The 20,250-nt window shown below is 73.9% G+C and carries 22 protein-coding genes and 1 tRNA gene; 11 read left to right on the forward strand and 12 right to left on the reverse strand.

The features are described 5' to 3' along the window. Window positions 1-14 precede the first annotated feature (14 nt). Complete coding sequence (locus AC1WTP_RS15670; protein WP_481649982.1) at window positions 15-596, reverse strand: nucleotidyltransferase family protein; 582 nt, start codon at window positions 594-596, stop codon at window positions 15-17. Between the two features lie 85 nt (window positions 597-681). Here AC1WTP_RS15670 and AC1WTP_RS15675 point away from each other — a divergent pair, with 85 nt between their 5' ends. Further along, complete coding sequence (locus AC1WTP_RS15675) at window positions 682-1,098, forward strand: CBS domain-containing protein (RefSeq protein WP_447137829.1); 417 nt, start codon at window positions 682-684, stop codon at window positions 1,096-1,098. Between the two features lie 128 nt (window positions 1,099-1,226). On the opposite strand, the gene AC1WTP_RS15680 is transcribed toward AC1WTP_RS15675, so the two are convergent. Continuing rightward, window positions 1,227-2,336 carry a DNA glycosylase AlkZ-like family protein gene (locus AC1WTP_RS15680; RefSeq protein WP_481649983.1) on the reverse strand — a complete coding sequence of 370 codons (1,110 nt, stop codon included), beginning with the start codon at window positions 2,334-2,336 and terminating at the stop codon, window positions 1,227-1,229. A 205-nt stretch (window positions 2,337-2,541) separates the two neighbouring features. On the opposite strand from AC1WTP_RS15680, the gene AC1WTP_RS15685 reads away from it, so the two are divergent. Both AC1WTP_RS15685 and AC1WTP_RS15690 read left to right on the forward strand, forming a co-directional pair. Next, entirely contained in the window at window positions 2,542-2,910 is a 369-nt protein-coding gene (locus AC1WTP_RS15685) for an SCP2 sterol-binding domain-containing protein (protein WP_481649984.1), read from the forward strand. Then, window positions 2,910-4,973 (forward strand): amylo-alpha-1,6-glucosidase, encoded by a 2,064-nt coding sequence (locus tag AC1WTP_RS15690; RefSeq protein ID WP_481649985.1) that lies wholly within the window; start codon window positions 2,910-2,912, stop codon window positions 4,971-4,973. The genes AC1WTP_RS15685 and AC1WTP_RS15690 overlap by 1 nt, the downstream gene beginning before the upstream one ends. Before the next feature lie 50 nt (window positions 4,974-5,023). On the opposite strand, the gene AC1WTP_RS15695 is transcribed toward AC1WTP_RS15690, so the two are convergent. Next, entirely contained in the window at window positions 5,024-5,671 is a 648-nt protein-coding gene (locus tag AC1WTP_RS15695) for an alpha/beta hydrolase fold domain-containing protein (RefSeq protein WP_481649986.1), read from the reverse strand. Between the two features lie 156 nt (window positions 5,672-5,827). Here AC1WTP_RS15695 and AC1WTP_RS15700 point away from each other — a divergent pair, with 156 nt between their 5' ends. The 3 genes from AC1WTP_RS15700 (at window position 5,828) to AC1WTP_RS15710 (ending at window position 8,348) form a co-directional block, all read left to right on the forward strand. Further along, window positions 5,828-6,577, forward strand: a complete 750-nt coding sequence (locus AC1WTP_RS15700; protein WP_481649987.1) for a lysophospholipid acyltransferase family protein — start codon at window positions 5,828-5,830, stop codon at window positions 6,575-6,577. A gap of 177 nt (window positions 6,578-6,754) precedes the next feature. Then, complete coding sequence (locus AC1WTP_RS15705; RefSeq protein WP_481649988.1) at window positions 6,755-7,363, forward strand: cysteine hydrolase family protein; 609 nt, start codon at window positions 6,755-6,757, stop codon at window positions 7,361-7,363. Between the two features lie 4 nt (window positions 7,364-7,367). Then, window positions 7,368-8,348: a GlxA family transcriptional regulator gene (locus AC1WTP_RS15710; protein WP_481649989.1), complete on the forward strand. Its 981-nt coding sequence runs from the start codon at window positions 7,368-7,370 to the stop codon at window positions 8,346-8,348. Here the strand turns inward: AC1WTP_RS15710 and AC1WTP_RS15715 are convergent. From AC1WTP_RS15715 to AC1WTP_RS15730, 4 genes are all read right to left on the reverse strand, one after another. Continuing rightward, on the reverse strand, window positions 8,230-8,958 hold the full coding sequence (locus tag AC1WTP_RS15715; RefSeq protein ID WP_481649990.1) for a hypothetical protein: 729 nt from the start codon (window positions 8,956-8,958) through the stop codon (window positions 8,230-8,232). The two genes, AC1WTP_RS15710 and AC1WTP_RS15715, sit on opposite strands and share 119 nt — an antisense overlap. Window positions 8,959-9,033: 75 nt before the next feature. Continuing rightward, on the reverse strand, window positions 9,034-9,747 hold the full coding sequence (locus AC1WTP_RS15720; RefSeq protein WP_481649991.1) for a response regulator transcription factor: 714 nt from the start codon (window positions 9,745-9,747) through the stop codon (window positions 9,034-9,036). After that, the gene (locus AC1WTP_RS15725; protein WP_481649992.1) at window positions 9,720-11,021 is read right to left on the reverse strand and encodes a hypothetical protein; all 1,302 of its coding nucleotides are present in this window, start codon (window positions 11,019-11,021) and stop codon (window positions 9,720-9,722) included. The genes AC1WTP_RS15720 and AC1WTP_RS15725 overlap by 28 nt, the downstream gene beginning before the upstream one ends. Continuing rightward, window positions 11,011-12,189 (reverse strand): sensor histidine kinase, encoded by a 1,179-nt coding sequence (locus tag AC1WTP_RS15730; protein ID WP_481649993.1) that lies wholly within the window; start codon window positions 12,187-12,189, stop codon window positions 11,011-11,013. The genes AC1WTP_RS15725 and AC1WTP_RS15730 overlap by 11 nt, the downstream gene beginning before the upstream one ends. A 271-nt stretch (window positions 12,190-12,460) precedes the next feature. On the opposite strand from AC1WTP_RS15730, the gene AC1WTP_RS15735 reads away from it, so the two are divergent. Next, a complete protein-coding gene (locus tag AC1WTP_RS15735; RefSeq protein WP_481649994.1) occupies window positions 12,461-13,690 on the forward strand; it encodes a Clp protease N-terminal domain-containing protein in 1,230 nt (409 codons plus the stop codon). Between the two features lie 45 nt (window positions 13,691-13,735). On the opposite strand, the gene AC1WTP_RS15740 is transcribed toward AC1WTP_RS15735, so the two are convergent. Both AC1WTP_RS15740 and AC1WTP_RS15745 read right to left on the reverse strand, forming a co-directional pair. Further along, a complete protein-coding gene (locus AC1WTP_RS15740; protein ID WP_481649995.1) occupies window positions 13,736-13,879 on the reverse strand; it encodes a hypothetical protein in 144 nt (47 codons plus the stop codon). Window positions 13,880-13,981: 102 nt separating this feature from the next. After that, window positions 13,982-14,794: a class I SAM-dependent methyltransferase gene (locus AC1WTP_RS15745; protein ID WP_481649996.1), complete on the reverse strand. Its 813-nt coding sequence runs from the start codon at window positions 14,792-14,794 to the stop codon at window positions 13,982-13,984. 994 nt (window positions 14,795-15,788) lie between these two features. On the opposite strand from AC1WTP_RS15745, the gene AC1WTP_RS15750 reads away from it, so the two are divergent. Together AC1WTP_RS15750 and AC1WTP_RS15755 are read left to right on the forward strand one after the other, a co-directional pair. Continuing rightward, window positions 15,789-16,475 (forward strand): hypothetical protein, encoded by a 687-nt coding sequence (locus AC1WTP_RS15750; protein WP_481649997.1) that lies wholly within the window; start codon window positions 15,789-15,791, stop codon window positions 16,473-16,475. Between the two features lie 111 nt (window positions 16,476-16,586). Then, window positions 16,587-16,820: a hypothetical protein gene (locus AC1WTP_RS15755; protein WP_481649998.1), complete on the forward strand. Its 234-nt coding sequence runs from the start codon at window positions 16,587-16,589 to the stop codon at window positions 16,818-16,820. A gap of 63 nt (window positions 16,821-16,883) precedes the next feature. On the opposite strand, the gene AC1WTP_RS15760 is transcribed toward AC1WTP_RS15755, so the two are convergent. Next, on the reverse strand, window positions 16,884-17,708 hold the full coding sequence (locus tag AC1WTP_RS15760) for a hypothetical protein (protein ID WP_481649999.1): 825 nt from the start codon (window positions 17,706-17,708) through the stop codon (window positions 16,884-16,886). Between the two features lie 152 nt (window positions 17,709-17,860). Here AC1WTP_RS15760 and AC1WTP_RS15765 point away from each other — a divergent pair, with 152 nt between their 5' ends. Continuing rightward, the gene (locus AC1WTP_RS15765; protein WP_481650000.1) at window positions 17,861-18,172 is read left to right on the forward strand and encodes a hypothetical protein; all 312 of its coding nucleotides are present in this window, start codon (window positions 17,861-17,863) and stop codon (window positions 18,170-18,172) included. A gap of 71 nt (window positions 18,173-18,243) precedes the next feature. Here the strand turns inward: AC1WTP_RS15765 and AC1WTP_RS15770 are convergent. Further along, window positions 18,244-18,319, reverse strand: a tRNA-Arg gene (locus AC1WTP_RS15770). 167 nt (window positions 18,320-18,486) lie between these two features. Between AC1WTP_RS15770 and AC1WTP_RS15775 the strand changes: the two genes are divergently transcribed. Continuing rightward, window positions 18,487-19,176 (forward strand): hypothetical protein, encoded by a 690-nt coding sequence (locus AC1WTP_RS15775; RefSeq protein WP_481650001.1) that lies wholly within the window; start codon window positions 18,487-18,489, stop codon window positions 19,174-19,176. Between the two features lie 26 nt (window positions 19,177-19,202). Here the strand turns inward: AC1WTP_RS15775 and AC1WTP_RS15780 are convergent, their stop codons facing one another. Next, entirely contained in the window at window positions 19,203-20,240 is a 1,038-nt protein-coding gene (locus tag AC1WTP_RS15780; RefSeq protein WP_481650002.1) for an alpha/beta hydrolase, read from the reverse strand. Window positions 20,241-20,250: the final 10 nt, after the last annotated feature.

The raw sequence follows: 20,250 nt of genomic DNA on the forward strand, positions 1-20,250 counted from the left end.
CGGACGGGCGCGGGTCAGCCGGGTTCGATCACCGTGACGCCGGGCCAGCGCCGGGCGGGGCGGTGCCGGGCCAGCCGCTGCCGGGACCGGGCCACGTCCACCCGGGCCGGGTTGTGCCGCCAGATGCCGCCGAGCAGGTCGGCCAGCCCGTACGGGGCGCAGACCTCGATCCGGTCGGCGGCGTCGAGGCGTACCGCCACGGCGGTGGCGTACTCGGGCCAGGTGGCCACCGCCTCGGCGACACTGCGATAGGGCGCGATCGGCTCGCCGCCGAACGTGTCGGCGTACCAGGTGTGCACGGCGGCCTGGTTGCGCGCCTCCCAGGGCGGTTCGGCCCAGGCCGCCGCCAGCCGGGTGGTGGCCCGGTGGTCGTTGGCGCGGGTCAGGTCGCCGGGGTCGAAGAAGACCACGTCGACGTCCCGCACCGCGCCGGGATCGAACCCGTCCCCGTAGCGCTCGCCCCAGACCAGGTCGCGCAACGTCCCCGCGCCGATCCAGGCGTCCGGCAGTCCCGAGTCGCGCACCACGGCCAGGGCCCGCAGCACCCACGGGCTGCGCCGGACCAGCTCGGCCAGCTCGTGCTCGTCCCCGCCCACGCCGCCACGCTAGCCCGCGAGAGCGGGGCGTTACCCCGGCGGGGCGGCGGGTAGACGGCCGGTGCCGAACCGAGAGGGGAGCACCATGACAACGGTCGGAGAGTTCATGACGACCCGGTTGGTGACGATGGACGGCAACGACACGCTCACCGCGGCCGCGCAGGAGATGCGCGACAGCGCCATCGGCGACGTGGTGGTGACCGACGGTGACAACGTGGTCGGGATCGTCACGGACCGGGACATCACGGTCCGGGGCGTGGCCGAGAACCTGGACCCGAACACCACCGCGCTCAACCGGATCACCAGCAAGGACGTGGTCACGGTGAGCCAGTACGACGACGCGGTGGCCGCCGCGGACCTGATGCGGACCTACGCCGTCCGCCGGTTGCCGGTCGTCGACGACGGGCGCCTGGTCGGGCTGGTGTCCATGGGGGACCTCGCGGTCGAACGGGAGCCTCAGTCGGTGCTCGCCGACATCAGCGCCGAAGACCCGAACAACTGATCTGTCCGCCGCGGCACGCCGGCTCCCCACCCGGGGCGCCGGCGTCGCGGCGCTCCGGCCCGCCCGCCGTGCCGATGCGCCGCGGTGGGGCGGGTGAGCACCCCGGGCGGCCGGGCGCCGCGGAACGGTCAGGCCGGCTCGATGCGGACGCGCACGTCGGTGGCACCACGCACGGCGGCCACGCCGGCCGCCTCCGCGTCCAGCTCGCGGCGGGCGCGGGCGGGCAGGGCGCCGTCGAACGGGCTCACCGTCAGCTCCAGCGCGCCCCGGCCCGCCACCTTCGCCCGCCAGACGCCGGCGACCTCGCCGTCGACCAGCAGGGCTCCGGGGTTGCCGAGGATCCGCCAGAGCTGCGCCTGGTGGGCCTTCTCCGGGACCAGCACGCCCCGGTCGCGGGCCTGCAGGAACGGGTCGCCGGGCGGCAGCAGCCGGACGCCCGGCGCCGGCCGGGCGTCGCGCAGCGCGTCGAGCCGGTCGGCCGGCAGCCAGGCCCGGCGGCCGGCCACCCGCACCTCGACCAGCCCTGCCGGCCACACCGCGCGCAGCGCGCCGGCGCTGGTGCCCAGGAAGCCGGCCACGTCGGCCGGGGCGGCCGGCCCGAGCAACCGCAGGTAGGCCAGCGCCAGCGCGTCGGTGCCCGCCGCCTGCTCGGGCGGGCCGGGCCAGCCGGGCAGCGGGGCGAGCGTCGCCGCCCGCCCGGAGACCTCCAGCCGTACCCCGCCGGCGAGACCGGCCTGCTGGAAGAGCGCCCCGGAGATGTGCCGGGCGCCGCACGGTTCGCAGTCGTACGTCAGCTCGGCCGGCACCCGGTCGCTGACCGCGCGACTCACGTCGCCCCGGGCCATCGGCGCGGTGACCACCGCGGCGAACGCGGCCGCCGTGGCCCGGAAGGCGGCCAGCCCGAGCCGGGCGCCCTCCCGGATGCGGCCGGGGATGCGCCGGGTGGCGTCGGCGTCGTCCAGCGGCCAGATCGCGGCGGCCAGGCCGGGCAAATCGGCGCGCCGGTGCAGGTGTGGCGCGCCGCGCACCGACCAGACCAGCTCCAGCCGGTCGTCGTCGGCCGGCGCCGCGCCGCGGGCGGCGAGCGCCAGCCGGGCGGAGCCGTAGGGAGTGTCCTGCACGCCGAGACCGAGCACCGCGAGGTCGGCTGCGGCCAGCCCGGGGCGGTGCAGCTCCTGGGCGGTCGCCCGGTAGGCGAGGACCTGCTCCCGGCCGACCTCCGGTCCGCCTTTCGCCATGCGACCTCCCGCACTCCGCCCGGCTTTCCGGAGGCTACCGCCCGGCCCCGACGACCGGTCGCCGGCTCACCCGATCCGGGCGAGGTTGACCCCGCCCCGGCCGGGGACCCGTGCACCGATGCCGAACGTCGACACGTGGGACGTACGTGACACCCGCCCGCCGGACCGGCGGGCCGGGACCGACCGACGGGGGAGGAGAGGACCGGTGGACGCGACCACGAGGTTCTTCGAGGAGCTCGACCGGCGGGGCTTCGAACCTGTGCTGGCGAAGACCACGGGAACCCTGCGCTTCGACCTGCACGAGGGGGCGCAGACCACGCACTGGCTGCTGCGGATGAACCGGGGCCGGATCGAGGTGAGCCAGGAGGACGCCGAGGCGGACACCGTCATCGGGACCACCCCGGCGCTCTTCGAGGACCTGGCCACCGGTCGGGAGAACGGGATCGCGGCGCTGTTCCGGGGCGACATGACGGTGACCGGCGACGCCCGGTTGGTGGTGCAGGTCGAGCGGCTCTTTCCGGGCCCGCCGGACAGCCGCGGGCCGCGCCGGCGCTTCGAGAGGGGGAAGCACTGATGGGGCAGAGCAACACCATCCGGATCCTGGACGGCAACACCTTCGTGGTCTCCGAGGACACCGGGGACATCGAGGCGACGCCGAGCGAGCCGACCGGACTCTTCGCCCTCGACATGCGCTTCCTGTCCACCTGGGTGATGACGATCAACGGGGAGCGGCTCAACTCCCTCTCCTTCGACGACCTGCAGTACTACGAGGCCCGGTTCTTCCTGGTGCCGGGCGTGGCGACGCACTACATCGACGCGAAGCTGTCGGTGATCCGGGAGCGCATGGTCTGCGGCAGCTTCCGCGAGCAGGTCACCATCCTCAACCACGACGAGAAGCCGGTCGACCTGGAGATCCGGATGGAGGCGGCGGCCGACTTCGCCGACCTGTTCCAGGTCAAGGACGAGATCGTGAACAAGAAGGGTGAGCTCTACGCCGAGGCCGAGGCGAACTGCCTGCGCCTCGGCTACCGGCGGGGCAACTTCAAGCGGGAGACGGTGATCTCCTCGTCCGCGCCGGCCCGTTACGACCGGCAGGGCTTCGCGTACGCCGTCCACCTGGAGCCCAACGAGCAGTGGGGCACGGTGATCAACGTGAACACCTTGGCGGTCGGGCCGGGGGGCCGGGATCTGCGGATGGGGCTGCGGGCCCACGGCACCGAGCGGCTCGCCCTCCAGCACGACCTGGAGGAGTGGGTGCGCAACGCGCCCTCGGTGAACACCCAGCACGAGGACCTGAGCGCCACCTACCGGCGCAGCCTGATCGACCTGGCGGCGCTGCGCTTCTCGCCGCTCTCCCTCGGCGGGGCGGCCCTGCCGGCGGCCGGACTGCCCTGGTTCATGACCATGTTCGGCCGGGACAGCATCCTGACCTGCCTCCAGACCCTGCCCTTCACGCCGGAGCTGTCCAAGACCACGCTGCGGATCCTTGGCGCGTTGCAGGGCACCCGGTTCGACGACTTCCGGGACGAGGACCCGGGGCGGATCCTGCACGAGATGCGCTACGGCGAGACCGCGGCCTTCGAGGAGCAGCCGCACACGCCGTACTACGGCTCGGTGGACGCCACCCCGCTGTTCGTGGTGCTGCTCGACGAGTACGAGAGGTGGACCGGGGACGTCACGCTGGTCAAGGAGCTGGAGCGGGAGTCGCGGGCGGCCTTGAAGTGGGTCGACGACTACGCCGACCTGGTCGGCAACGGCTACATCTGGTACGAGCGCCGCAACAGCGACACCGGCCTGGAGAACCAGTGCTGGAAGGACTCCTGGGACTCGGTCTCCTACCGGGACGGCAAGCTGCCGCCGTTCCCCCGGGCCACCTGCGAGGTGCAGGGGTACGCGTACGACGCGAAGATGCGCGCCGCCCGGCTGGCCCGCGAGTGCTGGGACGACCCCGACTACGCCGACCAGCTGGAGCGGGAGGCGGCCCAGCTGAAGGAGCGGTTCAACCGCGACTACTGGGTGGCGGACGGCGAGTACTACGCGCTCGCCCTCGACCCGGACGGCCGCCAGTGCGACGTGCTCAGCTCCAACGTCGGGCACCTGCTGTGGAGCGGCATCGTCGACCACGACCGGGCCGAGAAGATCGCCCAGCATCTGGTCGGGCCCCGGCTCTTCTCCGGCTGGGGGGTGCGGACGCTCGCCGAGGGGGAGGTCCGCTACAACCCGATCGGCTACCACAACGGCACCATCTGGCCGTTCGACAACTCGTTCATCGCCTGGGGGCTGCGCCGGTACGGCTTCGCGGAGGAGGCGGCGACCATCGCCAGCGGCATCCTGGACGCGGCGACCTACTTCCAGGGCCGGCTGCCGGAGGCGTTCGGCGGCTACCCGCGTGAGCTGACGAAGTTCCCGGTGGAGTACCCGACCGCGTGCAGCCCGCAGGCGTGGTCGACCGGCACCCCGATGCTGCTGCTGCGCACCATGCTCGGCCTGGAGCCGCACGAGGGTCACCTGGCGGTGGAGCCGCGGCTGCCGATCGGGATGGGGCGCATCGAGGTGCTGGACATCCCGGGCCGGTGGGGCCGGGTGGACGCGTTCGCCCGGGGCCGGCTCGAGATCGAGGAGCCGGTGGCCGGCTGACCGGATCGTCCGACCCGCCGGCGGCCGCCCCGGCCGCCGGCGGGTCCGCGTCAGTCGGCCGGCAGGACGGTGTCCAGGAACGCCCCGGTCACCGCCGCCAGGTCCGGCCGGCGCAGGTCGAGCGCGTGCCCGCCGTGGGTGAGCCAGCCGTGCACCGGGTGCCCGGCGGCCAGCAGCGCCGCCGCCAGGTCGACCGTCTGGCTGACCGGCACCGACCGGTCGGCGACCCCGTGCACCAGCAGCACCGGCACCCCGTTGCCGGCGTGCGTGGTGACGGTGGCGTCCACGGTCGCCGGGTCACCGGTGGCCGGCGGGTGGCCGAGCAGCCCGGCCCACGGGTCGTCGCCGCCGCGCAGCCGCCGCCAGTCCACCGCCAGCGGGTCGACGGCCGGCCAGTACGCCAGCCCGGCGGTCACGTCGTCCGGCCGGTCCACCCCGCGCAGCGCCAGGTGCAGGGCGAGCGTGCCGCCGGCCGAGTCGCCCGCCACCAGCAGCGGACGGCCCGGGGCCGCCGCGCGGGCCCGCCGCGCCGCCGCGCGTACGTCGTCGAGCTGGGCCGGCCAGTGCGCCCGGTCGACCAGCCGGTAGGTCGCCGGCACCACCCGCAGCCCGTACCGGGCCAGCGCCGCGCCGTCCTCCGTCGAGCGGGCGCGCCAGCCGCCGCCGTGGATCCAGAGCAGCACCGCGCGTTCGGTCATCCCGCCATCGTGGCCCCGCCTGCGGCCGGGCGCCCGTCCGCTCTGCGACGGGCAGAAAAACCGGCGGCGGGGCAGGCCCGGCGGACCCGGCGCCGGGGGACCGGAACAACACTCGGCCCTGGCGTGACTCCCAGCCGGGCAGGGTACCGTCTGCGGATGCCGGAACTCGTGTATCCGCCCGTGATCGCCGCCGCCAAGGCGATGTTCCGGGTCCTCGACCTGAAGATCACCATCGACGGCGCCCACCACGTCCCGCGCACAGGCGGGGCGGTGCTGGCCAGCAACCACGTCAGCTACCTGGACTTCATCTTCTGCGGCCTGGGCGCGCACCCCGCGAAGCGGCTGGTCCGTTTCATGGCCAAGCAGTCCGTGTTCACCCACAAGGTCTCCGGTCCGCTGATGCGCGGGATGCGGCACATCCCGGTGAACCGCCGGGCGGGCGCCGGGTCGTACGCGACGGCGGTCAGCGCCCTGCGCCGGGGTGAGGTGGTCGGCGTCTTTCCCGAGGCCACGATCAGCCGCTCGTTCACCGTCAAGGAGCTCAAGAGCGGCGCCACCCGGATGGCCCAGGAGGCCGGCGTGCCGGTGCTGCCGGTGGCGCTCTGGGGCACCCAGCGGCTCTGGACCAAGGGCCGGCCGCGCACGCTCACCCGCCGGCACACCCCGATCACCATCCTGGTCGGCGAGCCCATGGACCCGGCCGGCTACCCGGACACGAACGCGATGACCGCGGACCTGAAGATCCGGCTGGACGCGCTGGTCGACCGCGCCCAGCGGGAGTACCCGGAGGCGCCGGCCGGCCCGGACGACCGCTGGTGGCTCCCCGCGCACCTCGGCGGCACCGCCCCCACCCCCGAGGAGGCCGCCGCCCTCGACGCCGGCGGTCGCCGCACCTCCACGGCCTGACCCTCCGCGATCTTGCATTTTTTGCCCCGGCATCAGGGGCAAAAGGTGCAAGAGGAGGGCTGAATGTGCAAGATCGCGAGGGAGGGCAGGGCAGGGGCGGGTGGTTGGCTGGATCGGTCCGGGGTGGGGCGGGATGGTGTCTGCCGTGGCGGCGCCGGGTTGGCCAGGATTCAGGTCATGAGCAGAGCAGCACTCGTCGTCATCGACGTCCAGGAGTCGTTCCGGCAGCGCCCGACCTGGGCGTACGCCTCCAACCCCGACATCGTCGGCGCGGTCGACCGGCTGGTCGCCGCGGCGCGCGACCGGGGCGACCTGGTGGTCTGGGTCCTGCACGCCGAGCCGGGCAGCGGCGGTGTCTTCGACCCGGCGCACGGGCACGTCCGGCTGATCGACGGGCTGGCCCCGGCGGCCGGGGAGCCGACCCTGGTGAAGACCTCGCACAACGCGTTCACCACCACCAACCTCCAGCAGCTGCTGACCCTGGCCGGCATCCGTGACATCACCGTCTGCGGGATCCGCACCGAGCAGTGCGTGGAGACCACCGCCCGGGTCGGCTGCGACCTGGGCTACGAGGTGACCTTCGTGACCGACGCGACGGTGACCTTCCCGACCCCGCACCGGGACCTGCCGGCGGCCGCCACCCTGGCCGAGCTCCTCGCCGACCCGCGCACCCTGTCGAACGAGGAGATGATCGCCCGTACCGAGTACGCGCTGGCCGGCCGGTTCGCCACCATCCGCACGGTGGCCGAGGTGACCGGCGCGGTCCCGGCCGGCGCCCGGGGCTGAACCGATGGCCCGGGTCGTCTTCCTGCTCGTCCCGCAGCTGCACCTGCTGGACCTGGCCGGGCCGGCCCAGGTCTTCTCCACCGCCGCCGACCTCGGGTACGACTACCGGCTGCACTACGTCGCCGACCGGCCGCAGGTCCCGACCGTGCAGGGCGTACCGCTGGTGGCCGGGCTGGACTGGCCCGAGCTGACCGGCGACGACCTGGTGGTGGTGCCCGGGTGGCGGGTCAGCGCGCACGGCCCGCAGGGGCCGGTCGGCCCGGCCGACCTGCGGCGGCTGGCCGAGCACCACGCCCGGGGCGGGACGGTGGCCAGCGTCTGCGCCGGCGCGTACGCCCTGGGCCGGGCCGGCCTGCTCGACGGCCGGCGCTGCACCACCCACCACGACGTGCAGGACGACCTGGACCGCCGGTTCCCGGCGGCCCGGGTGGTCCGCGACGTGCTCTACGTGGTCGACGACCGGGTGGTCACCTCGGCCGGCATCGCCAGCGGCATCGACGTGGCGCTGCACCTGGTGGCCACCCGGCACGGCCCGTCGGCGGCCGCCCGGATCGCCCGGACGCTGGTCGTCTACGCCCGGCGCAACGGCCACGAACAGCAGGCCAGCGCCATGATGCGGCACCGCTCGCACCTGTCCGACGCGGTGCACCGGGTGCAGGACCTGATCGACTCCCGGTTCGCCGAGCCGCTGCCGCTGGCCGACCTCGCCGCCGTCGGCGGGGTCGCCGAGCGGACCCTCACCCGGCTGTTCCGTCAGGCCACCGGGCTGACCCCGCTCGGCTACCAGCAGCTGCTGCGGGTGGAACGCGCCGAGCACCTGATCGGGCACGGCAGCACGGTGGAGGCCGCCGCCCGTACGGTCGGGTTCACCGACGCCCGCATGCTGCGCCGGCTGCGGGCCCGCGCGACCCGGAGTCCGATCGCTCCGGATGGTAGTAGTCGTCCCGGGAGCGGAACTCGACCGGCAGTGACCCGGGCAGGGTGATCCGTCCGTCGCCGGCCAGCGGCCCGCCCCCGGCGCGCAGCCGCAGCACGTCCCGCTCCGCCGGGGAGAGGTCGACCAGCTGCGGCCGGGTCAGCCGGAAGGTGGCCACCGACCGGCGTACCTGCCGGGACAGCTCGGTGACCTCGTCGGCCGGGCCGGCCAGCGCGAGCGCCGGCTGCCAGATGGTGCGCAGCGCGTCGCAGACGATCAGCAGCCGGGCCGGCCGGCCCGGGCCGGCCGGCACCACTTCCAGGCGGGACGGCCACTGCCAGCGGATCTGACCGCTGACCAGGCCCGGCCCCCGGGCGCCGCGACGGTGCCGGGCGGTGTCGTCCGGCCGCCCGACCACGGCGAGCTGCGAGCCGGTGCCCGCGTACGCGATCCGCCGGTCGGTGACGGTCACCGCCACCGGCGCCGGCAGCGTCCACCGCTGCCACCCCTCGGACGGGCCGAGCAGGTGGCCCGCCGCGTGCAGCCGGTGCCGCCAGAGCACCCGCTCGCCGGGTTCTCCCACCAGCTCGTGGCGCCGGTCGAGCACCGGGGCGACGTCGTCGTCCGGCGCGTCGAACCGGTGCGGACCGACGAAGAACGGGGACGCGTCGTCGTGCATGGTCACGACCTCCCGGAGCGGACGACCTTTCGCACCGAGCGTCGCCGACCCCGACCCCCGGTGTCATGACGCCCGTTAGGGGGTCGGCCGGTCGTAGGACGCCTGTGACCGGTAGATGCCGATCTCCTCCGGCCGGATGAGCCCGTCCTCGATCGCCCGGGCGAGCAGCGCCGCCTTCGTGGCGGCCGGTCGCCCCGCCCGGGTGTATTTGATCCGCGCCCGGTCGACGTACTGCTTGACGGTGTGCTCGCTGATCCGCATCCGGCGGGCCACCGACGCCTTCGACATCGACTGGAACCACAGCAGCAGCGCCTCGCGTTCCTTGTCCGACAGGACGGGCCGGTCCGGGCGGGCGTCGCCGACGATCGCGCCGGCCAGCGCCGGCGGCACGTACGGGCGGTCGCTGGCCGCGGCCAGCACGGTGGCCACGCAGTGCTCCCGGCCCTCGTGCTTGGCGAGGAACGCCACCGCCCCCGTGTCGAGGGCGGCGAGCATGGTGTCCGGGTCGGTGTGCTCGGAGTAGACCACCACCCGGCGACCCGCCGCGCTCAGCTCGGCGAGCTTGTCCAGCACCATCCGGCCGTGCAGCCGCAGGTCGAGCAGGACGACGTCGGCCGCCGGGGCGGCCCGCAGCACCTCGTCCGGGTCGTCGCCGGTGGCCAGCACGGTCAGCCGGGGCTCGGTGGCCAGCCAGGCCCGCACCCCCTCGACCACCACCGGATGGTCGTCGACGATCGCCACGCCCACCGGTCGCTCGCCGGTCACCGCCGCCACCGGGTCCGCGTCCATCTGATCTCCCCGTCGTGTTCGTAGAGCTGTTCCACCCGGTCGTCGTCCCCGGCGTGGTCCGGCGACGGCCGGGTGCCGTCCGGGCCGTCCCGGTCCGGCGCGACCAGGCTGACCACCACCTCGTCCGGCCCGGACACCACGGTCAGCCGGGCCCAGTCCCGGGCACCGGCCAGGGCGGCGGTGAGCGGGTCGGCCAGCCGCCGGCGGACCGCCACCGGTAACGGCGGCGGCGTGCCGATGGTGACCAGGTCGATCGGCAGGCCGCTCCGCTCGGCCAGGTCCGCGGCGGCCCGCAGCTCGTGCAGCAGCGGGTCGGGCACGTCGTCGGACTCGGCGATGAGGCGGCGCAGCCGGGCCGCCGCCAGCACGCAGCGGCGCTGCACGCCCGGATCGGCCGGGTCGGCCCGCCCGTCGGCGAGTTCGGCGAGCACCGCCTCGGCCGTCCCGCTGACCAGCGCCAGTCGTTCCCGCCGGTCCCGGCGGGCCCGCTCGGCGGCCTCCCGTTCCGCCGCGATCGCGTGCGCCGCCGCGGCGGCACCGGCCCGCTCGCGGGCCAGCGTGGCGATCACCGCGCCGCCCACGAAGACCGCCATCGGCAGCGACGAGGTGCCGTACACGTACATCGCGTAGCGGGCCAGGTCGGCGGGGGCGGTCGCGCCGTGGCCGAGCACGGCGAGCAGCGCGATCAGCGAGTGCGCGGCCAGCAGCGCGAGCAGCCCGAGGGCCCGCCGCCCCCAGAGCACCAGCACGAAGAACCAGCCGAGGGTGCCCCACACCCAGTTGGCGGCGGTGAAGAGTTGCCGCTCGCCGGCGGCGGCGAAGACCGCCGCGTCGACCACCAGCAGCAGCGCGGCCAGCGGCCAGGCCGGCAGCGGGGCGTCGCGCAGCAGCCGGACGCCGGCCAGCACGCCGGTGGTCGCGACCACCAGCCAGCCGGCCGCCACCACCGCGGGCGCGGCGAGGTCGGCCCGCGCCGCCAGCACCGCGGGCAGCCCGATCGCGGCGTGCCAGGCGAGCGCGATCGCCACCACCACGACCCGGGCACCCCGGTCGGAGGCGCTGGCCACGGCGGCCGCCGCCTGCCGTGCCCCGGTCTCCGCCGCCGGGCCGCCGGCCGCGGGGCTCCGCGGCCCGGGGATCCCGCCGGCCGGCGCGTTCGTCGTCCCACCCGCCGCCGTGCCGGTCGCTCCGTCGGCCGTTGCCGCGCCCGTGGTCGCGTCGGCTGCCGGGCCCGCCGTTCCGCCGGTCGCCGTCGCACCGGTCTCAGTGGACATCGGACCACTCCAGCCGGATCCGGGTGCCCGCGCCGGGAGCGGAGTCGACCACGGCCCGCCCGCCGACGGTCGCCATCCGGCCGCGGACCGACTCGCGCAGGCCGTACCGGTGGGCCGGCACCTGCAGCGGGTCGAAGCCCGGACCGTCGTCGGCGACCACGACCGCGACGGCGCCGGCGGCCCGGTCCAGCCGCAGCGTGGCGGTGGCGCCCGGGGCGTGCCGGGCCACGTTGGACAGCGCGGCGTACGCGCTCTCGGCGATCGCCTCGGCGACCGGCCCCGGCACCGCGCAGGAGGTCAGCCCGGCGGTCACCCGCAGCTCGGGCAGCCGGTCCAGCACCGCCCGCAGCCGGTCGTCCAGTGGCACCGGCCCGCCGCCCGGGGCCGACCGGGCGTCGGCCAGCATCCGGAGGGTGCGCAGGTCCGCGGCGCACCGCCGGCGCAGCCCCGCCGAGGGGCCGGCGACCGCGCCCAACCCGACCATGGTGAGCGTGGCCAGCACGGTGTCGTGCAGGTCCCGGTTCTGCCGCCGCTCGGCGTCCCGGGCGGTCCGGGCGACCAGCGCCTCCCGGGTCAACCGCTGGTGCTCGGCGAAGCCGCGGTCGGCCCGGCCGATCCGGCGCCGCATCACCGCCGTCATCATCGCCGCGCAGGCCGTCTGCATCAGCAGGGTCGCCGCGTGCGCGGTGGCCTCCTCGGGATTGCCGGCGGTGTACGCGCCGGCCGCGTAGCCGACGGTGACCAGCAGCCCGGCCGGGACCGACCAGCGCAACGGCGCGGTGGCCTGGGCGCTGATCACCGTGGTGCTGGCCAGCACCGCGACCCAGCTCCCCTCCCCGGGCAGCACCTCCGGCGCCACCAGCACCGGGATCGCCAGGCAGGTGGCCGTGGTCAGTGCCACGTCGGCGACCACCAGCGCCGCGGTGACGCCGTGCCGCAGCGCCCGCACGGCGTACCAGACGGACCAGGCGGTCAGCCCGGCCACCGCCGGAACCAGCAGCCCCGACTCGACCGGCGGGGTGCGGACCGCGAGCGCCACCGCCGCGCCGGCCAGCCCGCAGGTCAGCCGGAGCAGGGCGGGAATCGTGGTGAAGATGAGCGTGAACGCGCCGCCGGCCGGATTGTCCAGCGGGGTCGGCGGCGTGGTCGGAGTGGGAACGGCCGACATCGGGAGGAGTCCTTTGCGACAACGACCCGATCCGGGTCCGCGCTGCGGAGATCGACGCCGGAGAATAACATGTGCTTCCGGCGGGGTTCACTGTCCGTACCCGGCGTGTCGCCGAGGGGTCGGCTCGCCGGTGTCCGCGCCGCGGCCGGCTGGTGGAGCTGGCAGCGAGCACCTCGGGATCGGGTCCGAAGAGGGTGGCAGCGTGCGGGTGTTGTCCTGGCGGCACGAACGGCGGTAGCGCCACCGTCCATGGCCGCCTACGGTCACGATCATGGAAGCCTCGAACGCCACCGAGGGGCAGCCGCCGTTCGTCGCGCTCGGCGCGATGCCGATGAGGGTGTTGCTGCAGGCGTATTCAGCGGCGGTGCGGCGCGGGGCGGGCAGCATCGGCACCGTCGACCTGCTGTGCCGGGTGGCCATGTACCCCAAGTCGGTTCCGCCGTGGCTGCTGGCGGGCGCAAGCGGTGCGAACCTCATGCGGATGGCCGCCGATCCACGCCGTATCCCGGCGGGGCGGGCAGTCGGCGAACTGGTGTCCGGGTCGGTCAGCGAGTACGACCAGGAGGTGCGGGCGGTTCTGCGCGAGGTCGAGTGGAGGATCCACCGCCAGCCGGACCGGCGGCTCGGAAAGTCCGACGTGCGGGGCGGGAGCCAACGCCCACCTTGGACGAACGGCGTTCGTACCACGCTGGTCGGCGCGCTGCAGGTCGCGCGTGACAACGGTCTACCGTTCGCCAACCTGTCCCATCTCGTGCTCGGGATGCTGCAGATGCCCGGCTGCGACGGGACGCGCTACGTCTACCCCTACGAGTACTCGCGGCTGGAGGCCGTCGACCGGTTGCGCGCGGAACCGGCGATGCGCTCGGCCGACGAGCCCTATCCGGACCTCGAGGACGAGAGGTTGGCGATCTGGCCGAAATCCGGGTCGCTGCTCGACCGACTCGCGGGACAGTTCTTCGCGCGCGCATCTCGGCTCAGCCGCCTCGGCCCGATCCTCGTCGCGGTCGACTTCGAGGCGAGACGCCAGGCGATCCGGCTCGGCGATGACGTGATCGGTCCACTGCACATCCTGCTCGCGATGCTCACACACGACGCCACGCTCGAAGCGGCCCGGTTCCGGGTGCCCGCTCACCACTCCGGCCGCAACCGAGGTGCGGCCGTCCTGCGTACCCACGGTGTCGATGCCGACCGCCTACGCGTGCTGGCCCTCGGTCGCGGCGGGCCCGAGGAGCCGCCGGCCGAGGTGCTCGCCGGACAACTGAGCAGCCAGCGCCCCGGCGACCCGTTCACGGGCGCCGAGGTCGTCACCGCGATGGCACGAGCCATGGAGATCTCGCTGGCCTACCGACACCCCGACACGGGCACCAGCCACCTCCTGCTTGCCCTCATCGAGGACGAGGCCGGCGACGCCGCCGCCATTCTGCGCGACCTGAGCGTCGACGCGCCGGCGGTCCGAGAGCGGGTCGAGCAGGACCTTCGTGCCGCACCAGCCGCTTGGTAGCTGATCGACCGGACTGGGCGCGACAAACCGCTGGCCTGGACGAGGTCAAGTTCGGTCGGCACCGGGGTCGGGCGGAACGACAAGAAGCGCCCGCGCGTCCGACAACAGCCGCCGGTGCTCAGGTCCGTGTGCGATCGCCGCGCAGAACACCGTCTCCACCGCGGCGGCGTGCGGGTCCTCGTACGTCACCGCGAACATCATCGGATCCGGGCGCCGCAGAGATCAACGCCGGCGAACAACCGGTGCTTTCCGCCGGGCGTCACTGCCCATGACCGTCATGTCACCGAAGGGTCAGCTCGGCGGTGTCCGCGCCGCGGCCAGCAGGTGGGAGCTGGCGCCGAGCACCTCGGGATCGCGTTCGAAGAGGGTCGCGCAGCGCAGCGCCTCGGCGAAGAGCGTGCCGTCGGTCCCCGGGCCGCCGGCCAGCGGCAGCAGCGGCCAGAGCGGACCTTCGACGCCGTACAACTCGGGCCGGGGCAGCCCGGCGGCGCGGAACTCGTCGACGACCTCCGCCGGGCGGTGGAAGTAGGCCGTGGTGAAGCCGGAGACCGGGTCGTTGACCCCGGAGGCGTAGGCGGCGAGCAGGGCGGGACGGGTGCGGTCGTCGACCCGCCCCTGCCGGGTCAGATCCAGCAGCGGCGCGTGCCGGCTGATCGTCGCGGTGACCACCACGCCGCCCGGCCGGGTCAGCCGTAGCGCCTCGCCCAGTGCGGCCAACCGGTCGGCGCGCTCGGTGAGGTGGTATAGCGGCCCGAGCAGCAGGGTCGCGTCGACGCAACGGTCGGCCAGCGGCAGCCGCCGCGCGTCGCCGACCGTCGCGGTCACCGCCGGGTGCGCCCGGCGGGCCGCCGCCGCGTGCGCCGGGACCAGGTCGACCAGGTGCACGCGATGCCCGGCGCCCGCCAGCCAGCCGGCGTACGCGCCGGGGCCGCCGCCGACGTCCAGCACCGTCGCCGGTGCCGGCGGCAGCAGCCGAGTGAGCAGGTCGCGGGTACGCAACGCCTCCAGGCGCCCATGCGGCGCGCGGGACAGCCGGTCGGCCTCGACGAAGACGTCGGTGTAGTAGCGGACGATGTCCGGCTCGGCGGGTCGGTGCTCGGGCATAGTCGATGGTGGACCGCTGCCGCCCGGCCCGTCACTCCGTTTACCTGGCCGCCTCGGCTGCGCACCCCTCGCCCCTGCCCCGCCCGCCGTCAAGGACGGCGGAGTTCAGCGCGAAGGGAAGGTGCCAGGGAGTAGCACCTATGACGGAGTTCGCTCAGACGACTGTTGGCCTGTTGGATCTCGACGGGTGCCGGACCGACGGGCCAGGACCAGTCCCCACGCACGAGATCGCTGAAGCTGCCCATTCCTCCGCGGACTCCGGCGAGCAGGTGATCCAAGGCATCGGCGTCATGCCGTTTGAGGCCGGCGAGCGTGCTCCACCCACTCTGCCCAGAACTAGGAAGAGTTTCGATCTCGCCGCGCTGACGCTTGGCGCGTCCGTTCGAGGCTGCCGCGGGGCCGCCGTAGCGCGCTCGCACCACGAATAGCCCCACGCGAGCCAGTCAGAGCAAAGAAGTGGCTGCGCGCCCGGCAGGATTCGAACCTGCGGCCTTGGGATTAGAAGGCGTAATCCGGCCGCGCCGTCGACTACCAACGGTGACCAAATCTGCCGTCTGACCAGGCGAAACGGCGTGGTTGAGCACTCCTGACCACCCTCGGCTACCAGTGACACGGGTGGGGCCGGGGTGCGGCCGGCGAGCAGGGTGGGTCCACTCTCGCCAGTTCGGTTGCTCGGCACGCGCGGCCAGCGGTAGCCTCGGTGCCAGCAACACCCCGAGGCTCTGGGACTGCCCTCGGCAAGCTGACCAGCCCGCACAGGCGGGACGGAACAGCGGCATGAGGGCAACGGCACGTCAGAGCCCATTCGGTTGAGCCGCAGCCAGCAGCGTCGGCTACAGCGGGCGGGGTCGTTGACCTGGCCGCCGAGCGGCGCAAGCGGCGGGCGGGGTAGCGCGTCGCGCGTAACGGTCGTTTCGGGGCCGTCTGCCTTGCCGGTGGGCGGCCCCGAGCGCTGGCCGCGCCCCATGTTGGACACCGGCGCGACAATCAATGGATGCCCAAGAAGATGGACCCTCACGTGGTCTCCCTCCTGCGACGCCGCGAGTTGGAGAACGCCGTTCAAGACTGGGCAGCCCAGCTAGAGAAGGAGGTGACCCGCCACCGGCAGCGGGCGGAGCGGCACCGTGGGACGAGGACGTGGGAACACATGGCCGACCTCTGGGAGAAGCAGGCTGCCGAGACGCTGTCGCTCTGGGATCTGATACGGCGTGGCCTAGACCCGAAGCAGGAGCGACGGTTCCGTGGGCGGGTGGCGCTCACCGTCCGGTGCAAGGCGAAAGGCCACGTCCTCGGGCTGGTCTACCCCACCTGCGCCCTCCCCGTGTTCGTCCCGGCCGTACGGGGTCTGCCGCCCAACACCTCTGCGGGCGGCAGGGAAAGGTCGGTGCAAGCCGCAGCCAACGCTCGCAAGCTCTTCCCGTGGGCACTGGCAGCCATCCGGGACCCCTGGATTGAGACGTACGAAGACGACGAGGGCGAGATCCTGTACCACATCCGCGGACTGAGCGTCCTGAACGAGGGGTGGCACAGGCGGCTAGAAGAAGAGGCCGAGCAACAGGGCCTTGGCCGCCCTGCGCTCTTCCTCGTGTGCCGGTGTGGGGAACAGGTAGTGGCCGCAATGGACGTCTACGCGGCGCTGCACCGAGGCGACGCCCATCTCACAGCCGTCTACAACGGTTGATCCCTGCTACCATCCAGGAGAGAAGTCGATAAGCGCCCGAGCCGTTGCGGCCGAAGCCTTCCTGCTAGCCGATTGGGCACGGTGCAGGCTCCCGAAGGGGTCTGTTCATCCATGCCCGAAAACCTGTTGGGCGCTGGGGCGAGCGTGCTGGTGGCCTACGCGGTGCTCCGACTGCTGCTGTTCGTCATCGCCTTGATCGCCAGGGTTCGCTGGAAGGTGCCGGCGGCCGATCTTCAGCGCCTGCTTGAAGCTTCCTCCCCGCACCCGCCCACGTCAGCGCTCCCCCTGCCTCGTCGTCGGGTCAACGCCAGCCAACAGGCGGCGGACGAGGGTGAGACCGCATAGGGCCTTCCTTGCTCGCCATCGGCGGGGCCGCCCATCCGCAAGGCAAGCGGCCCGAACGCTGCCCTACGCAGAACTGGAGGCGTCGAGCTCCGCTTGGCCCGGCGTGGCCTGCAAGCCCGCTACCTGCTGGTACTGGCGCGCTTGGTCATCCCAGAATGCCGCTTGGCCTTCTGCCCGAAGGATGGCCGGGACCTGCTGCATCGCCTGCTGCAATCCCTCGTCGCTCATCGCCGTGATCTTGACCTGAGTGGTTTTCGACCTCGGCGTGCGGCTCACCCGCACCTCGAACGTTGGCGCTGGTGAATCCTCCTTGAGTTGAGCCTTGAGTCGATTGGCGACCTCGGTCAACATCAAACCGAGAAGATCACTAGGGGTGGACATAAGGAGGGCCATCCCGATCTCGATCAGGACCTTCGGCTCGGGCACCCACGAGAACTGGAACAGCTCAGCAAGCTCGACGGATAGCCCCGGCGGCAGTGTCTCCGCCGTGGCCAGTGTCGCTCGCGCAGGAAAGTGCGAGGCGTCAGCCGCGATGACAAGGTCGTATGGGGGCTCGCCCCGGGTGGCGAAGGTCGTCGTCGTGGTGAACGAGAACCCGCCCGGCGCGCCGGCTTCCAGCCGCTCGGCCTCGAACCGAGCCCACCCGTCCTCGTCGATATCGAACTCCGTCCAGACCGCAAACTCGCCGTCCTCCATCTGCTCCACCCCGGCGGTGACGTTCGTGGGGGCCAGCGGGCGCGCGAGATCATGCTGGAGCCGCATGGGGATGCTGCCGCTCGCGATCGCCTCTGCCATCTGGTGCAAGGCGCTCTCAGCTAGTTGGAATCCGCCGTAGGCGGGAATTGCATGCGTGGTAGCCACCCGCGCCCGGACCCGAACGATCGCCATGCTCGCCACGGTAGCGAGCCCGTGCGACAGCGTCGCCTTTCCTTGCTCGCCATCGGCGGGGCCGACTACCGTGCGGTCACGGTAAGTAGTCGGCCCCGTGCGCGGTGCTAGCGACACCGGACGGGGCCTTGACCGGGAAGGAGCCCCGGCCCATGAACAACGTACCTGTGCATCCTCATTGGTGTGACCGCCACGAGTGCACCGTGACCCCGGACCGCCCCGCTGGCGCGCACTGCTCACGACCCGTGTTGCTGCGGCCGGAGGACCGCGAGGCAATGTATCTCCGGCTTGCCTTGCACCAGGCCGACCGGCCGCGTGGGCTGCCGGTGGTGGTCTGCGTGGAGGGCTACGACCAGGACCCCGCCAAGGACCCGAACCCGCTGGCCCTGCTGGCGCTGAGCACCCGTCAGGCAGCCATCACGGCGCACCTGCTGCGGCGCTTGGTACAGCGTGCGCGCAGTTGACGCGGTGGGCTCCGGGTGGGGCCGGGCCTAGTCGAAGATCAGCAGCGATCAGCGTTTGCGCTGGTGGGAGGTGGCGCGCCCGGCAGGATTCGAACCTGCGGCCTTGGGATTAGAAGTCCCCTGCTCTATCCGCTGAGCTACGGGCGCATGGTGTGGTCGTCGCGCCAGAAGGGTACCGCCGCCCCCGGCGTGAGCGGTGGATCGGGTGCCCGGCGGCCACGCCGCTGATCAGCGTCGCACGCACTGCGTGCAGCTGGCACCCGGATTCCGGCCCGCCGCCCACCCCGCCGTTTCCGCTCCGTACCCTCGGCCTCGTGCTGCTTGACCCGGACGCCGAGAACGACGTCGCCTACGAGCTGTGCCAGCTCCTCGGGCGCGCCATCCTGCCGTACCGCGGGACCGGCGTGGCCCCGACGGCGGCCGGCACCGCCTTCTTCTTCCGCGACCCGGCGGGGGAGTACCTGCTCACCGCCGACGCCCTCATCGGGGAGTCGCCCGGTGAGCTGGGGGTGCGGGCGAGCGTGACGGAACCGGCCGGCGCGGCGCCCGACGTGGTGCCGGTGCCGGACGGGTGGACCCGCCGGCCGGAGGTCGGGGTGGCCATCCTGCCCACCGCCGGCCTGCACGAGGACGCGCGCCGCGCGGGCTGGCGGTGGCGGATCCAGCAGGTGACCGAGGGCGTCGCGGCCGGGGCGGACGCGGTCGCCCGGGTGGGCGCGGCTCCGGGGTCGGCGTTCGTGCTGGCCAACGGCGTCCGGGAGGACGGGGCCCGGCCGCTGGAGGTGGCCATCGAGCAGGTCGTGCGGGCCGGGGATGCCGTCCGGATCACCACGGAACTGCCGCCCGGCTACGTCGGCGCGCCCGTGTTCGGGGTGCAGGCGGACGCCGCCGGCGACGTCGCGCTGCACTGCCTGGGTCTGGTGCTGCCCGCCGCCGAGGGCGGGCACCCGCTGGCCACCTTCGACCGGATCCGGGCCGCGATACCGGCGCCCGGCCAGGCCTGACCCACCGCCGGGAATCGCCGGCCGCGTCAGCCCTGGGCCGGGGCACCCGCCGGCTGGTCCGCCGGCTGCCGACGTCCGGGCACCCCGGCGTCCCCGCCCGGGCGTACGTCGGTCGGCCCGGCGCCGAGGAACGCCTCGGCCCAGCGGCCCACCTCGGTGAAGACCTTCTCCCGTACGGCCGGGCCGGAGAGCGTCAGATCGTGCATGCCGCCGTCGAAGCGGGCCACGGTGACGTGCCGGCCGAGCCGGGGCGCCCAGCGCACCATGTGTTCCACGTCCAGCACGGCGTCGGCGAGCGCCGCCGACTCGTGCCACTTCGTGCCCCTGAACGAGCGGGTCGAGCAGGCGAGCAGCACCGGCACCTGGATGTCCAGCCCGGCGCGTAGCTGCCGCTGGCCGGTGCGGATCGCGTTGAGCCAGCCGGCCCGGACCGGGAACCCGGCGAGCGGCTTCCACTCCAGGTCGTACTGCCACTCGCCGTGGTGCTCGGCGTGGATGGTCTCGCTGTAGACGGTGCCGAGCCCGAACGGCAGGACCCGGCGGGGCACCCGCCGGCCCAGCCGGGCGGCGGCGGCCGCGACGGGCCGGCGCAGCACCCAGGGGGCGTTCAGGTCGAAGAACGGGCTGTTGAGGAAGACGCCGTCGATGATCCCGGCGTCCCGGCGGGCGTGCGCCCAGAGCGGCATGACCAGCCCGCCCGTGGAGTGGCCCATGGCGAGCAGGGTGTCGTGCCCGTCGTCGTCGCGGATGATCTTCGCGGTGGCGTCCAGCTCCGGGAAGTAGTCGCTGAGGTCGCGGCAGAAGTTCGGGGTCTGGTGCGGCAGCAGGCTGCGACCGTGTTTGCGCAGGTCGAGGGCGTAGAAGTCCCATCCCCGCTCGGCGAAGAAGTGGCCGAGGTGGGCTTGGAAGAAGTAGTCGGTGAAGCCGTGCGTGTAGAGCACGGCGCGCCCGGTGGGGCGGTCGGAGCGGCGGCGGACCAGGGTCGCCACCACCGGTCCCTCGTCGTCGGTGCCCAGGTCGATCGTCTGCCGCTCGTACGGCGGGCCCAGCACGTCCGGTTCCACGTCGGTGACG

It is taken from the genome of Micromonospora sp. R311, assembly GCF_056780015.1.